Here is a 14,485-nt window from a genome sequence, read left to right as displayed (position 1 = left end):
AACCCCGGAAGGACCACCGTGACCCAGCACACCGCCGTCGAGCCCCGACGCGCCGCCGAGGACTGGTGGCGGCAGGCCGTCGTCTACCAGGTCTACCCGCGCAGCTTCGCCGACGCCGACGGCGACGGCCTGGGCGACATCCGCGGCGTCACGTCGCGGCTGCCCTACCTGCGGGACCTGGGCGTCGACGCCGTCTGGCTGAGCCCGTTCTACCCGTCGGCGCTCGCCGACGGCGGGTACGACGTGGACGACTACCGCGACGTCGACCCGCGCCTCGGGACGCTCGACGACGTCGACGCGATGGTCGCCGAGGCGCACCGGCTGGGCCTCAAGGTCGTCGTCGACATCGTCCCGAACCACTCGTCGGACCGGCACGTGTGGTTCCAGGAGGCGCTCGCGTCGCCGCCGGGGTCGCCCGCACGCGACCGGTACGTCTTCCGCGACGGGCGCGGGCCGGACGGCTCCGAGCCGCCGTCGGACTGGATGTCGCACTTCGGCGGCCGTGCCTGGACGCGCGTGCCCGACGGCCAGTGGTACCTGCACCTGTTCACGCGTGAGCAGCCGGACTTCAACTGGGACAACCCCGAGGTCCGCGAGGACTTCCTCACGACGCTCCGCTTCTGGTCCGACCGCGGCGTCGACGGCTTCCGGGTCGACGTCGCGCACGGTCTCGCGAAGGACCTGTCGCACCCGCTGCGCGACGTGGGCGGCGTGCACCCGGACGCGCTGACGGGGATCCCGCTCGACGGGAGCCACCCGTACTTCGACCGCGAGGAGGTCCACGAGATCTTCCGCGAGTGGCGCGAGGTGCTCGACGAGTACGACCCGCCTCGCTCGGCCGTCGCGGAGGCGTGGGTCGCGAACTCGCGCCGCGTCCTCTACGCGCGGCCCGACGAGCTCGGCCAGGCGTTCAACTTCGAGCTCGTGCGCGCGCCGTGGTCGGCGCCCCAGGTGCACGTCGTCATCGACGACGCGCTCTCGGCCGCCGCGGCCGCCGGGGCGTCGGCGACGTGGGTCCTGTCGAACCACGACGTCGTCAGGCACGTGTCGCGCTACGCGCTGCCGCCGGGCACAGACCTCGTGCGGTGGCTCCTGAGCGACGGCACCGAGCCCGAGCCGGACCTCGAGCAGGGGCTGCGCCGTGCGCGTGCGGCGACCCTGCTCATGCTCGCGCTGCCCGGCTCGGCGTACGTCTACCAGGGCGAGGAGCTCGGGCTGCCCGAGGTCGCGGACCTGCCGCGCGAGTCGCTCCAGGACCCGATCTGGTTCCGCACCGAGGGCGCCGACAAGGGCCGTGACGGGTGCCGCGTGCCGATCCCGTGGGAGAAGGGTGGCGCGTCCTTCGGGTTCGGCCCGTCGGGTGAGCCGTGGCTGCCGCAGCCTGCCTGGTACGGCGACCTCTCGGTCGAGGCGCAGGACGGCGTCGCCGACTCGACGCTCGAGCTCTACCGCGACGCGCTGCGGCTGCGGCGCGAGCTCCAGGGCGACGAGAGCCTCGAGTGGCTGCACGACGGCGACGTCGCGACGACGCTGCACCTGCGCCGCTCGACGGGGTGGGAGTCGTTCACGAACTTCGCGCCCGAGCCCGTGCCGCTGCCCGACGGCGAGGTGCTGCTCGCGAGCGGCCCGCTCGGTGACGGTGAGCTGCCGGGCGAGACGACGGTCTGGCTGCGCCGCTGACGTCGGCCGTCCTCACCCGGGTGGGTCCGGCCGCGGAGGTCGCGGCCGGACCCGCCCGGGTCGGCGAGATCGGCCGACCGCCCGCTCAGCGGCACTCCGGCTCGGGCAGGTCGATGCGGGGTTCGGCCGTCCGGTCGGTCGGGTAGATGCGGGTGATCGCCAGGACGGCGGGCTCGGTCCCCGGGTTGGTGACGTTGTGGGGGCCGACCTCGGTGAAGGCGTCGCCCGCGGTGAACGTCTCCGACTCGCACGGTGTCTCGCGCACGACGGTCCCGGACTTCACGACGACCACGACGATGCCGGGGTGCGCGTGCCAGCCCGACCAGCTGCCGGCCGGGTAGGTCAGGTCGAAGGTGGTCACCGTGGTCGGGCGCGCCTGCGTCTTGAGCTCGACGCCGTCCTGCTTCGCCTTGGTCGGCCCGGTGGTCGAGCCCTCGAGCACGCCGCTGTACTGGGTGCCGCTCGTGGGACGCAGGTCGCCCGTCGAGGAGGGCGTGGCGACGGCGGCGCCGATGGTCACGCCGGTGAGGAGCGCCGCGGCGGCGGCGCCCGCGAGAGCGGTTCGGGTGCGCATGGGATGACGTCCTTCCCCGGTGCGCGCGGCGCGGCGGCCGGCCGCGCATCGCGGTGCCGGTGGGGTGGGCTGCGCGGAGGCAGCGGAGGGGTCGCTCGGGGGTGGCGCGCGTGCGGCGCGTGAGGCGGCGGGCGTCGTCCATGAGGTCCGCCGGGGTCCGGCCACGCGAGGTGGCCCGCTGTCGACGAGGACGACGATCCTCCGTGTCCATGAGCGACTCAAGGCCCGCTCCGGCCTCGGGACGCTCGTGCGGGAAGCGTCACAGCACGGTCACGATCGGGTCACGGTGGTCTCACGAGAGCGCCAAGCGGTCGCGAGACACCAGAGCCGCTTCGCACGGTGGAGAGGTCCGAACGACGCGGGCGGGCCACCGCCCCAGACGGAAGGATCCGAGATGACCACGCGACGGACGAAGGCCCTGGCGGCTCCCATCGCGCTCGCGGCAGCGGTCGCCCTGACCGGCTGCTCGGACGACAGCGCGGGCCCCGAGGAGGGGACCACGGTCGAGGACGTGGCCGAGGCCGATCCGGACGAGGACAACGAGGGTGCTGGTGAGGCCGACGCAGGTGACGACCTGATCGGGGAGTCCGTGACGGTGAGCGGTGAGGTCACCGAGGTCGTCGCCGACGGCGCCTTCTGGCTGGGGGCCGGCGGCGGGCTGTTCGAGGAGGGCGCGCCCGTGGTGAGTGCGTCCGGCGACTTCGCGGACGACGACGTCGAGGTGGGGGAGGACCTCGTCGACAGCGACACGATCGTCCAGGTGCAGGGCACGGTCGAGGAGTTCGTCCTCGAGGACTTCGAGGAGGCCAACGGCGTCGACCTCGACGACGACGCGTACGAGGAGCTCGAGGGCGAGGCCGTGATCGTGGCCGACCGCGTCGCGAGGCTCGCGGGAGAGGACGTCACGATCTCCGGCGAGGTGCACGAGGTCCTGAGCACGGTCGCGTTCCGGCTGGTCGGTGCCGGCTGGACCGTCGTCGTCATCGATGCCGAGCAGGCCGCCGTCGAGCCGGGCGACACGGTGGAGATCACCGGCACCGTGCGGCAGATGGACGCTGCGGAGCTCGGCGACGACTACGGGCTCGACCTCGACGACGCGCTCTACGAGGAGTACGAGGGCGAGCTCGTCCTGGTCGCGGACACGGTGGAGCCCACAGGGGAGGACCCGGCGACCGACGAGGACAGCTGACCGGCACCACCACGGCCGGCGCCGGGCGAACGGCCCGGCACCACCACAGCCGGTGCCGGGCGAGCGGCCCGGCACCGGCACGGAGGAGGGACGACGATGACCGGACGGACGAGAGGTCGACGCCGCGGGGCGGCCGCGGCCGGGGTGGCGCTGCTGCTGACGGCGGGCTGCTCGTCGGACGGCGCGGGGCCCGAGGAGGGCGTCACGGTCGCGGACGTCGCGCAGGCCGAGACCGACGGCGACGGCGGGATCGAGGTGGGCGACGTCGTGACCGTGACCGGGGAGGTCGTGCGGGTCGTCGACCCGGGCGCGTTCCTCCTCGGAGGCGACGCCGCGGACGGGCCCGGGGTCCTGGTCCTGAGCCCGACCGCGGACTTCGAGGCCGAGGGCCTCGACATGACCGACGTCCTGCCCGGCGACGGCGACGACGTCCTGGTGCGCGTGACCGGCCTGGTCCGGGAGCTCTCGCTGGGTGAGTTCCAGGAGGACTACGCGATCCCCTACGAGGAGAGCGTCTTCGAGGAGTACGCGGGCGAGGCGGTCATCGTGGCCGAACGCCTCGAGCTCGCGGGGTGAAGACGGGCCCCGGAGACCCGGACGCCGTCGTTCAGGCGACGACGTCCGGGTGTCGACCGGCGAGGGTCGCGAGCTCCGCGTGGGCGAGCGCGGCCGCCAGCGGGTCGCCGTCCGTGCTCGGTCGCGGAGCGAGGCGACCGGCCACGCCCGTCGCCACGAGCGCGTCGACGAGCTCGACGGCGGCCACCGGGATGCCGAGGTTCTCGTCGGAGGCGTCCAGGCGGATCAGGGCGCCCGGCCCGCACGGCTCGGGCTCACCGAGGTGCAGCGGCCGGGCGCCGTCGGGCGCGGTGAGCACGCGTGGGGGAGCGTCGCCCACCCAGGCGGAGAGCAGCACGACACCGGCCCGCAGCGCCTCGTCGGCGCAGGCCCCAGCATCCCCGGGGCGCGCGACGACGACGAGCCCGCGCGGCGCGTGCGGGTCCACGCCCTCGGACCGGCCGAGCCGGTCGTGGACGGCCTCCCAGCCCGCGCTCGCCGGCGGGCGGCGGACGAGCGCCACGTCGCAGCCGAGCGCGTCGACGCCCGCGAGCCGGGCGTACAGCTCTCGGGCGTAGGCGTCCGCCGACGACGGCATCGTGACCACGGCGTCGGCGTCGGTGCGAGCGACGTCGCCGTCCGCCGTGAGCACCGCGACGCGCATCCCCGCCGCGTGCGCGGCGCGGACCGCCTCGGGCAGGACGGCCGCCTCCACCACCCGTACCGGGGTCGTCGGCGCGTAGTGCGACGCGAGCCGGCCGGGCGTGCGCGGCCCGCCGACGACGGTGCGGGTCGGCGCGTCGGCGAGGACCTCGGCAAGAGCGGCCGCGCCGATCCCGCCCGGCCGAAGCAGCCGGGGGCGCTCGCCCGTCAGGTCGAGGATCGTCGACTCGAGGCCGACCTCGCACGCGCCGCCCTCGAGGACCAGGTCGACGCGGTCACCGAGCTCGGCGACCACGCGCTCGCGCGTCGTCGGGCTCACGCGGCCGAAGCGGTTGGCCGACGGCGCCGCGACGCCGCCGCCGAACGCGGTCAGGAGCGCGTGCGCGACGGGGTGGCTCGGGACGCGGACGCCGACGGTGTCCTGCCCGCCGGTCACGGCGAGCGGCACGTCGGGGTGGCGGTGCAGCACGAGCGTCAGCGGACCGGGCCAGAAGCGCTCGGCGACGCGGCGCGCGACGTCGGGCACCCGCACCGCCCACGCGTCGAGGAGGTCGGCCGACGCGAGGTGGACGATGAGCGGGTGGTCGGCGGGGCGGCCCTTCGCGGCGAAGATGCGCGCGACGGCCACCGGGTTCGAGGCATCGGCGCCGAGGCCGTAGACGGTCTCCGTCGGGAACGCGACGAGGCCGCCGTCGCGCAGCGTCGACGCGGCCGCCGCGATCTCCTCGCGGGTCGCCCCACCCCTCGTGTCGAGGTCGGTTGGTAGCGCGATCGGGTGATTTGTGCGGTTTCCGGAGGCGCTCATGGTGCTCACAGTGTCCCATCGGTGTCGGTTCGTGCGGTGACCCCCTGGCGCATCTCGGGGTCGCCGTGTGAGCCTGGGTCGGCGGGTCAACCCGGGGTCGACGTCGACCTCCGGAGCCTGCCCATGGACGCCAGGAGGTCGGATGCGGGACGCACGACGCGTCGCGGCACACGGTGCTGCCGCGATCGCCGTGACGGTCGCCCTCACGGGCGGCACGGTCCACGACGAGTCGCGAGCGTCGGCGCCCGAGCGCGCCGTCGTCCGCTCGTCCCCGCAGGAGGTCGTTGCGGCACGCCTCGACGCGCAGGTCGCCGCCTGGGCGGACCGGCGGCGCGGCGACGCGCTCGCGATCGCCGACGCCGCGCTCGACGCGTCCCACGCGGCCTCCGCGGTCGCGACCGACGAGGCGCTGACCGCCGAGCTCGCGACGGCGAGCGCGACATTGACCGACGCGCTGCGCAGGGCCGGCTGGAGCCGCGTCGACGTCGTGCGCGTCACGTCACCGACCGCGGCGTGGCAGCCCGACGCCGTGCGGCTGCCGACCCGCCCGGCCGGCGCCACCCAGGCCGACCTGGCGACGGCGCAGACGCTCCAGGGCCTCGCCGACGACGTGTTCCGGCTCTCGGTGCTGGTCGAGGCGGCCGGTCGCGCGCAGGTCGGTGGTCCGGGCGAGCTCGTCGTCCCCGCGCTGACGCTCCCGAAGCCGCTCGAGCCGCTGCCCGAGCCGGCGCAGGCGCCCGCGGACCCGGCCGCCCAGGCCGCCGCCGGTGGCGGCGGCGCCGTACCTGCGGGGCCCGCCGTCCCAGCGGACCCTGCGACCCCCGCGACGCCCGGCGATCCCGCGACGCCCGCCGACCCCGCGACACCGGCGGCACCCGCCACCCCGGCCGAGCCCCGCGCCGACGCGGCCGCTCCCGCCGCACCGGCCGCCCCCGCGACACCCGCCGAGCCGGGCGAGCCGGCGACGCCTGCCGAGCCGGCCACGCCCGCCCAGCCGGCAGTTCCGGAGTCCGAGGTCGCTCCGCAGGACCGCCCGACCGACAAGCTGCCCGCCGAGCTCGTCGCGGGCCTCACCGAGCTCGAGGCCGCCGCCGCGGCGGCCTCGGAGGTCGGCGAGCCGCTCCGCACGCTCGAGGCCCTGCCCGTCCTGGCCGGCGCCTACGGCGTCTCGCTGTCCCGCGCCGGCACCTACGCCGACCACCTCCCGGCGGCGTGGTCCGAGGGTGCGTTCGAGAACGGGAAGCTGCCCAAGGGCCTGCTGTGCCCGCTGTCCTTCGCGCCCGACGCGCTCCTGCGGTGCGACGCCGCGGCCGCGCTCGAGGACCTCGCGGTCGAGTACCGCAAGCACTTCGGGACGGACCTCGAGGTCGTGAGCAGCTACCGCAGCTTCGAGCAGCAGGTGCTGGTCAAGGCGTCACGTGGCTGGCTCGCGGCGACACCGGGCCGGTCGAACCACGGCTGGGGCATCGCGGTCGACCTCGGCGGGTTCGGCGGGGTCGGGCAGTTCGACTCGCCGCGCTACCAGTGGATGCGGGAGAACGCGCCGGCCTTCGGCTGGGACCACCCGACGGCGATGCGCCCGGGCGGAAGCGCCCCCGAGGAGCCGTGGCACTGGGAGTTCGGCACCGAGTGACGCCGATCGTCGTTCAGACGGTCTGCGCCACGAGCTCCGCCACGGCCGCCGCGTACCGGTCGAGCACGACGTCGACCACACGGTCGTCGGGCGCCAGGGGACCGGTCACGACGTCGGCGCCCGCGAGGGCCAGCCGGTCGTGGAAGAACCCGGGCGCGAGCAGGTAGGCCGCGACGACGACGCGCCCGCCCCCGGATGCGGCCCGTGCGGCGGCGACGGCGTCGGGCACGGAGGGCGTCGCGGCCGACCCGTAGCCCACCGTCACCGGGCCGTGCGGCCACGCGGCGCGGAGCCGGTCCAGCACCGCCTCGACGGCGACGACGGCTCGGTGGTCGCTCGACCCGGCCGCGGCGAGCACCACAGCGTCGCCCGGTGCCGCCCCCGCCTCGCGGAGCCGGTCGACGAGCACCGCGACGAGCCGGTCGTCGGGGCCGAGCGCACCCGACGCGACCGCGGGCCGGTCCGCGACGGCGGCCGCGATGTCGACGTGCACGTGGAAGCCCGCGGACAGCAGGAGCGGCACGACGGCCGCCGCTCCCGCGTCGCGCACGGCCTCGGCGACGACGTCCGCGACCTCGGGCTGCTGCACGTCGACGAACGCCTCGCGCACGTCGAGGTCGGGTCGGCGCGCGCGCACACCGTCGAGCACGGACGTGACGGCCGCCCGGCCGGCGGGGTCGTCGGTCCCGTGCGAGCAGCCGACGAGGACGGGGGCGTCAGACATGGGCGGCCTTCCGGATCGGGGACGGGTCTCCATCGTCACGCACGGACGGCGCGGCACCCACGGGCGGGGTGGTCGCGGCGCCCACGGGCGGCGATGTGGTCGCGCCGTCGGGCACGGCGAGCCGGTAGCCGCGTTTGACCACCGTCGTCACGAGGCCGCGGTGCCCGAGGGCCTCGCGCAGGCGAGCGACGGCGACCTCGGCGGCGTGCGGGTCCGCCGAGTCACCGGGCAGCGCGCGCAGCACATCGGCGCGCGTCACGACCTCTCCCGCGCGCGTGGCCAGCAGGCGGAGCACCTCCAGGCCCGACGGCGACAGCGGCAGGACGCGCCCGTCGAGCACGGCCGCGCCGCGGTGCACCTGGAGCGGCCCCGCGACGGTCGGCACCACCTGGTGGCCGCCCACGTGCGTGACGAGCGACCGGACGAGCGACCCGAGGCGGCCGCGCTCGGGCACGAGCGGCTCGATCCCGCGCTCGACCAGCGGGCGCGCGGTCACGGGGCCGACGGCGGCCGCGAGCACCCCGCCGCAGCGGAACCGGTCGACCAGCGCGGGGGCGACGCCGGCGTCGTCGGCGGCCGAGAGCCACGCGGCGGCGCCGGGCGCGGACGTGAAGACGACGGCGTCGACCTGGCCGTCGGCGGTCGCGCGTGCGGACGCCTCGACCGCAGCGGGGTCGCGCGGCGGCCCCCACCGGTAGACCACGAGGCTGCACACGTCCGCCCCGGCGGCGCGGAAGGCCTCGTCGAGGCCGTCGGAGCCCGCGCCGTGGTGCTGGACCGCGATCCGCAGACCCGCCACGCCGTCGTCGAGCAGGGCCTCGGCGATCTCCGCGGACGTCTCCGACTCGGCGACCCAGTCGGCCTGGAGGCCTGCGGCCTGGATCGCGCCGCGCGCCTTGGGCCCGCGCGCGACGATCCGGGCGCGGCCGAGCGCCTCGAGCAGCGGCTCGGCGATCCCCGCGGCGTCGGCCGCCTCGACCCAGCCGCGCAGGCCGATGCCCGTGGTCACGACGACGACGTCGGGCGGGTCGGCGAGCAGCTCGCGCGTGGCGCGCAGCAGCTCGGCGTCGTCCTGGTGGGGGACCATGCTCAGCGACGGCGCGTGCCGCACGACGGCGCCGCGGCGCTCGAGCGCGGCGCCGAGCTCGCCGGACCGCCGCTCGGCGGTCACGAGCACGACGAACCCGGCGAGCGTCTGGGCGAGCTGTTCGGTCATCCGGCCTCCGCCGCCGTACGGACGGGCTCGCGATGCTCGGCGGCTTCGCACGCCGTCCCCGCGGCACCGTCGAGCAGCCCGGGTGCCGCGACGTCCCCGAGCACGACGACCGCCGGGGCCCGCACGCCGACCTCGCGGGCCCGCGCCGCGACCTCGCCGAGCGGTGCACGCGTCACGCGCTGGCGGTCGGTGGTCCCGCGCTCGACGACCGCGGCGGGCAGGTCCGGGTCGGCGCCGTGCGCGATCGCGTCGGCGGTGAGGTCGCCGAGCACGGACACGCCCATGAGCACGACGACGGTCGCGCTGCGGTCCCGCAGGGCCGTGCGTGCGGCGTCGTCGAGGCCGTCGTGGCCGTTGACGACGTGGACCGCCGCGACGGTGCCGCGGTGCGTGAGCGGGATCCCGGCCGCGGCGGGGACGGCGAGCGCGCTGCTGATGCCCGGCACGACCTCGACGGTCACGCCCGCCTCGCGGCACGCGACGACCTCCTCGCCGCCGCGCCCGTAGACGAACGGGTCGCCGCCCTTGAGCCGCACGACGACCTGCCCGCGCTGGGCGCGCTCGACGAGGATCCGGTTGATCTCGTGCTGCGGCACCGGGTGGTGGCCGGGCGTCTTGCCGACGTCGACCACCTCGACGTCGCGCGGCAGCTCGTCGAGCACCGACGTCGGCCCGAGCCGGTCGGTCACGACGACGTCGGCCTCGGCGAGCGCGCGGCGTCCGCGCAGCGTCATGAGGTCGACGGCGCCGGGCCCGCCGCCCACGAGGACGACGCGCCCGCCACCGCCGGCCGCGCCCCCCGGGGTGCCGTCGGGCGCGCCGCGACGCCGTCGCAGGTCGGCGCCGCCCGAGCGCAGGTGCTCCGTCAGCGCGTCCCGCACGACGGCGCTGCGGCCCGGGTCCGGTGCGCCGGCGGACACGACCCCGACGACGACGTCGCCGACGCGTCCGGTCGCGGGCGTGCGGGCGGTACCCCGGTCGACGTCGCCCGCCGCGACGCACCACGTGCGGCGGTCGGCTGCCCAGCGCGCGACGTCGCGGTCGGCCCGCGGGTCGCCGGTCGCGGTGTGGACGAGCCACGCGTCGTCGACGTCGGCCTCCTCGACCTCGCGCGCACGCCACTCGACGCCACCCGCGGCGGCGAGCGCCGCGAGGTCCTCGCACAGCTGCGGCGCGACGACGCGCACGTGCGCACCCTCGGCGAGGAGCGACCCGGTGCGGCGCGCGGCGACCGGTCCGCCGCCCGCGACGAGCACCGTGCGCCCCGCGAGCTCGACGCCGAGGAGCGCGGTCACTGTGCCACCTCGGTCGTGGGCGCCGGTCCGACGGCGCCGCCGACCGTGCCGCCGACGACCCCGACGAGCACCGTCCCGTTCTCGAGCCGCACGGGCCACGTCCGCAGGCGGGGCGCGTCGTCGCCGCCGGGGTCGAGGCACGCACCCGTGCGCAGGTCGAACACCTGCTTGTGCAGCGGCGACGCGACGGTCGGCACGCCGCCGCGTCCGCCGACGATCCCGCGCGACAGGACGTGGGACCCGGTGAAGGGGTCGCGCTGCTGGACGGCGAGCACCTCGTCGTCATGCAGCCGGAACAGCGCGACCTGCTCGCCGTCCACGAGGGCCGCGGCGCCGCGCTCGCGGACGAGGTCCTTGAGGCGGCACACCGCGACCCAGGCGCGGGGCGTCGCGGGGTCGCCGACGGCGGCGGGGGACAGGTCGACGGCGGTCATGCGCGCACCTCCAGGGTGGTGCCGGCGACGAGCACGGGCTCGGGTCCGGGCGGGGCGGGGACGGCGAGCCCGGCGGCGCGCTCCTCGGCGGTCGCGGGACGGCGCTGGCCGCGCTCGGTCACGTAGGCGAGCGACGGGTCGGGCGTCGTCGGCGCGTTGACGAAGGACGCGAAGCGGCGCAGCTTCTCGGGGTCGTCGAGCGTCGCGCGCCACTCGTCCTCGTAGCGGTCGACGTGCGCGGCCATCGCGGCGTCGAGGTCGGCCGCGATGCCGAGGCTGTCGTCCATGACGACGGCGCGGACGCCGTCGAGACCGCCCTCGACCTCCTCGATCCACGGCGCGGTGCGCTGCAGCCGGTCGGCCGTGCGGATGTAGTACATGAGGAACCGGTCGATCGTCCGGACGAGCGTCTCGGTGTCGAGGTCCTCCGCGAGCAGCTGCGCGTGGCGTGGCGTGAAGCCGCCGTTGCCGCCCACGTAGACGTTCCAGCCCTTGTCGGTCGCGATGACGCCGACGTCCTTGGCGCGCGCCTCGGCGCACTCACGGGCGCACCCGGAGACGCCGAGCTTGAACTTGTGCGGTGCGCGCAGGCCCCGGTACCGCAGCTCGAGCGCGACGGCGAGGCTCGTGGAGTCCTGGACGCCGAAGCGGCACCACGTCGACCCGACGCACGACTTCACGGTCCGCAGCGACTTGCCGTACGCGTGCCCGGACTCGAAGCCCGCGTCGACCAGGCGGCGCCAGATGAGCGGGAGCTGCTCGAGCCGTGCACCGAACATGTCGACGCGCTGACCACCGGTGATCTTGGTGTAGAGCCCGAAGTCGCGTGCGACCTCGCCGACGACGATGAGCCCCTCGGGCGTGACCTCGCCGCCCGGCATGCGCGGGACCACCGAGTACGTGCCGTCCTTCTGCAGGTTCGCCATGACGTGGTCGTTGGTGTCCTGGAGCGTGGCGCGCTCGCCCTCGAGGACGTGGCCGTCGTCGAGCGAGGAGAGGACCGACGCGACGACCGGCTTGCAGATGTCGCAGCCGCGCGACCCGGCGGGAAGGTCCGGGCGGCCGTGCGTCGCGAGGATCTCGCTGAACGTCCGCAGTCCCGTGACGCGGACGGCGTCGAAGAGCTGCCGGCGCGAGATCGCGAAGTGCTCGCACAGCGCCGAGCTGACCGTGATGCCGGCCTTCTCGAGCTCGGTGCCGACGAGCTTCTTGACCAGCGGCAGGCACGAGCCGCAGCTCGTCCCCGCGCGCGTGCAGGCCTTGACGGCGCCGACGTCGGTGCAGCCGTGGTCGGTGACCGCCGCGCGCACCGTCCCCGCGGTGACGTTGTTGCACGAGCACACCGCGGCGTCGTCGGGCAGGTCCGCGGTGCCGCGGCTCAGCGAGCTCGCGCCCTCGGGCAGGAGGTACGCCGACGGGTCGCCGCTCAGCTCGCGGCCGAGCATCGGCCGCAGCGCCGCGTACGCGGACGCGTCGCCCACGAGCACGCCGCCGAGCAGCGTGCGCGCGTCGTCGGACAGTACGAGCTTGGTGTAGACGCCCGCGACGGGGTCGGAGTGGACGAGCTCCATCGCGCCCGGCGTCGTCGCGAAGGCGTCGCCGAAGCTCGCGACGTCGACGCCGGCGAGCTTGAGCTTGGTCGCGGTGTCGGCGCCCGGGAACACGGCCCGCCCGCCGAGCAGGCGGTCGACGACGACCTCGGCCATCGCGTAGCCGGGTGCGACGAGGCCGATGCACGCGCCGCCGATGCAGGCGACCTCGCCGACGGCCCACACGTGCGGGTCCTCGGTGCGGCACGCGTCGTCGACGACGGCGCCGCCGCGCGGGCCGACCGGGAGGCCCGCGGCCCGGGCGAGCTCGTCGCGCGGCGTGACGCCGGTCGCGACGACGACGACGTCGACGTCGAGCCGCCCGCCGTCGGCGAAGTCCAGGCGCCCGACCGTGCCCCGGCGGTTGGGGCGCATGCGCGTCGTCGCGGTGTCGACGCGGACGGCGAGCCCGAGCGAGTTGACGAGCCGCCGCAGCGCCTCCCCGCCGCCGAGGTCGATCTGCGCGGACATGAGGTGCGTGCCGAACTGGATGACGGTCGACTGCGCGCCCATCGCCTGCAGCGCTCCCGCGGCCTCGAGGCCCAGGAGCCCGCCGCCGATGACGGCGCCACGCACCGGCCGTCCCCAGCGCTCGGACTGCTCCTCGACCCAGCCGCGCAGCGCGGCGACGTCGTCGATCGTGCGGTAGACGAAGACACCGGGCAGGTCGACGCCCTCGATCGGCGGCACGGAGGCGCGCGAGCCGGTCGCGAGCACGAGCTCGTCGTAGTGCCACGTGCGGCCCTCGTCCGTGCGGACGGTGCGGGCCGCGCGGTCCACCTCGGTGACGGTTGCGCCCCGCACGAGCGTGACCGCCGGGTCGTGCCACAGCTCGGGCGAGCCGAGCGCGAGGTCCTCGGGGTCGCGGCCCGAGAAGTAGGACGTGAGTGCGACGCGGTCGTACGGGGCGCGCGGCTCCTCGGCGAGCACGGTGACGTGCCACGCGCCGTCGGTGTCGCGGTCGCGCAGCGCCTCGACGAGCCGCTGCGCGACCATGCCGCCGCCGACGACGACGAGCCGGCGGCGCCCGTCCTTCGGGGCGTCGGCGGGGAGGTCGGTCGGGAGGATCGGGTCGCTCATCGCGGACTCCTGGGGTTCGGGCGCCGCCCCGGCAAGGGCGGCGACTCCGGACTCGGGCTGAGGTCCACGACGCTAGGGACGGCATGTTTCCCCCGGCGGCGCCCTGGTGTTTCGGTCCCGATAACGTCACCGCACAGCAGGTCGGCTGCGGGTGTGAGCGTCAGCAGTGCGGCCGTTGCGGTTGGCGGCGCGCGAACTCACCGTCGGACGCCAGGGCACCGGCACCAGCGGCACCACCACCTGGACGTATGACCAGGTCGGCAACCTCACCTCGGTGACGAACACGTTCGAGTACGCGACGAGCAGTTACGGGTACGACAGGGTGGGGCGCATTGTCTCCACCACCGACTCCGGCGGGACCACCACCTACGGGTACCGACACCGCCGGCGCGCTGGTCACGATGCAGTACCCGCACCCGAATGGCGGGACGGCCTCCAGGGGTCCGCCCGGAACGCCGGTCTCGCGGCATCATCAACGATGTCCACCAAGGCGGCAGCCGTCTTCGCGTCACGGGCCAGCCTTGCGCGACCCGGTGACGAGCTATTCACCCAGGGCGCGAAGCAGGTCTTTTTCGTCGATGGGGCCATTCCCAGCCATGACTGCGGCCAGGTCTCCCGCGAACGGCAGCATCTGCGGGGACGGAGGTCGAGTGCGGTCGGCGCTGCGCATCGCAGACCCTGTCATCACAGCACGCACGTGCTGCAGAGTGAGTTCAGGATCGTGGCGGTCCCTCGCCAGTTCTTGCGCGCGAGTAAGCACGGAACGTGCCGCGGCTGATGGACTTCTCACAGTCGATGCGCCTAGTTGCGGCAGAGGTACGAGTCGCTGGAGTACCACGTGGGCAGCGCCCACATGTTGCCATGCTGCCCGAAGTGGGTGCCTTTGGTCCGGTATGACCAACAGCCGGCCCTGAGTCCAGCGCGGGACTGCTGCAGGACCGGTTGACACCGTGACCTGCCCCACGGCTCGGTTACCAGATCGGGTCTGGTGGTCCGGCTTCTCGAGAGAGAAGGTCTGGACCATGCCGAAGCCGTATCCGGCCGAGTT

Annotated in this window: 11 protein-coding genes; 4 read left to right on the top strand and 7 right to left on the bottom strand. The window is 75.7% G+C overall.

Annotation, left to right across the window (positions count from 1 at the left end):
- Positions 1–18 precede the first annotated feature (18 nt).
- Complete coding sequence (locus IEV86_RS14170) at positions 19–1,680, top strand: glycoside hydrolase family 13 protein (protein WP_043608930.1); 1,662 nt, start codon at positions 19–21, stop codon at positions 1,678–1,680.
- Positions 1,681–1,765: 85 nt separating this feature from the next.
- On the opposite strand, the gene IEV86_RS14165 is transcribed toward IEV86_RS14170, so the two are convergent.
- Positions 1,766–2,254 carry a cupin domain-containing protein gene (locus tag IEV86_RS14165; protein WP_043608926.1) on the bottom strand — a complete coding sequence of 163 codons (489 nt, stop codon included), beginning with the start codon at positions 2,252–2,254 and terminating at the stop codon, positions 1,766–1,768.
- 394 nt (positions 2,255–2,648) lie between these two features.
- On the opposite strand from IEV86_RS14165, the gene IEV86_RS14160 reads away from it, so the two are divergent.
- Together IEV86_RS14160 and IEV86_RS14155 are read left to right on the top strand one after the other, a co-directional pair.
- Complete coding sequence (locus IEV86_RS14160; RefSeq protein WP_043608925.1) at positions 2,649–3,443, top strand: hypothetical protein; 795 nt, start codon at positions 2,649–2,651, stop codon at positions 3,441–3,443.
- A gap of 96 nt (positions 3,444–3,539) precedes the next feature.
- Positions 3,540–4,019, top strand: coding sequence for a hypothetical protein (locus tag IEV86_RS14155; protein ID WP_152605735.1), 480 nt, complete (start codon positions 3,540–3,542; stop codon positions 4,017–4,019).
- A 31-nt stretch (positions 4,020–4,050) separates the two neighbouring features.
- On the opposite strand, the gene IEV86_RS14150 is transcribed toward IEV86_RS14155, so the two are convergent.
- Positions 4,051–5,466, bottom strand: coding sequence for an L-threonylcarbamoyladenylate synthase (locus tag IEV86_RS14150; protein WP_081978889.1), 1,416 nt, complete (start codon positions 5,464–5,466; stop codon positions 4,051–4,053).
- Positions 5,467–5,608: 142 nt separating this feature from the next.
- On the opposite strand from IEV86_RS14150, the gene IEV86_RS14145 reads away from it, so the two are divergent.
- Positions 5,609–7,099 (top strand): M15 family metallopeptidase, encoded by a 1,491-nt coding sequence (locus IEV86_RS14145; protein ID WP_188484729.1) that lies wholly within the window; start codon positions 5,609–5,611, stop codon positions 7,097–7,099.
- A gap of 13 nt (positions 7,100–7,112) precedes the next feature.
- Here IEV86_RS14145 and IEV86_RS14140 read toward each other — a convergent pair whose 3' ends face one another.
- The 5 genes from IEV86_RS14140 to nirB are packed head-to-tail and all read right to left on the bottom strand — an operon-like array spanning position 7,113 to position 13,437.
- Positions 7,113–7,823 carry a sirohydrochlorin chelatase gene (locus IEV86_RS14140; RefSeq protein WP_043610336.1) on the bottom strand — a complete coding sequence of 237 codons (711 nt, stop codon included), beginning with the start codon at positions 7,821–7,823 and terminating at the stop codon, positions 7,113–7,115.
- A complete protein-coding gene (locus IEV86_RS14135; protein WP_081978960.1) occupies positions 7,816–9,039 on the bottom strand; it encodes a uroporphyrinogen-III synthase in 1,224 nt (407 codons plus the stop codon). Before IEV86_RS14135 ends, IEV86_RS14140 begins: the two co-directional genes overlap by 8 nt.
- Positions 9,036–10,334: a uroporphyrinogen-III C-methyltransferase gene (gene cobA / locus IEV86_RS14130; protein WP_188484728.1), complete on the bottom strand. Its 1,299-nt coding sequence runs from the start codon at positions 10,332–10,334 to the stop codon at positions 9,036–9,038. Before cobA ends, IEV86_RS14135 begins: the two co-directional genes overlap by 4 nt.
- Entirely contained in the window at positions 10,331–10,768 is a 438-nt protein-coding gene (gene nirD, locus IEV86_RS14125; RefSeq protein WP_052426565.1) for a nitrite reductase small subunit NirD, read from the bottom strand. The genes cobA and nirD overlap by 4 nt, the downstream gene beginning before the upstream one ends.
- Positions 10,765–13,437, bottom strand: coding sequence for a nitrite reductase large subunit NirB (gene nirB / locus IEV86_RS14120; RefSeq protein WP_081978949.1), 2,673 nt, complete (start codon positions 13,435–13,437; stop codon positions 10,765–10,767). Before nirB ends, nirD begins: the two co-directional genes overlap by 4 nt.
- Between the last annotated feature and the right edge of the window lie 1,048 nt (positions 13,438–14,485).

The sequence above is a fragment of the Cellulomonas carbonis genome, from assembly GCF_014636275.1.
Taxonomy (GTDB): domain Bacteria; phylum Actinomycetota; class Actinomycetes; order Actinomycetales; family Cellulomonadaceae; genus Actinotalea; species Actinotalea carbonis.
The sequence above is the reverse complement of the archived record's forward strand: the minus strand, read 5'-3'. Positions and strand labels throughout refer to the sequence as shown.

Coding starts and splice junctions, on each gene's coding strand:
- IEV86_RS14165 (WP_043608926.1), bottom strand. CDS start 2,254: ATGCGCACCCGAACCGCTCTCGCGGGCGCCGCCGCCGCGGCGCTCCTC.
- IEV86_RS14160 (WP_043608925.1), top strand. CDS start 2,649: ATGACCACGCGACGGACGAAGGCCCTGGCGGCTCCCATCGCGCTCGCG.
- IEV86_RS14155 (WP_152605735.1), top strand. CDS start 3,540: ATGACCGGACGGACGAGAGGTCGACGCCGCGGGGCGGCCGCGGCCGGG.
- IEV86_RS14150 (WP_081978889.1), bottom strand. CDS start 5,466: ATGAGCGCCTCCGGAAACCGCACAAATCACCCGATCGCGCTACCAACC.
- IEV86_RS14145 (WP_188484729.1), top strand. CDS start 5,609: ATGCGGGACGCACGACGCGTCGCGGCACACGGTGCTGCCGCGATCGCC.
- IEV86_RS14140 (WP_043610336.1), bottom strand. CDS start 7,823: ATGTCTGACGCCCCCGTCCTCGTCGGCTGCTCGCACGGGACCGACGAC.
- IEV86_RS14135 (WP_081978960.1), bottom strand. CDS start 9,039: ATGACCGAACAGCTCGCCCAGACGCTCGCCGGGTTCGTCGTGCTCGTG.
- nirD (WP_052426565.1), bottom strand. CDS start 10,768: ATGACCGCCGTCGACCTGTCCCCCGCCGCCGTCGGCGACCCCGCGACG.
- nirB (WP_081978949.1), bottom strand. CDS start 13,437: ATGAGCGACCCGATCCTCCCGACCGACCTCCCCGCCGACGCCCCGAAG.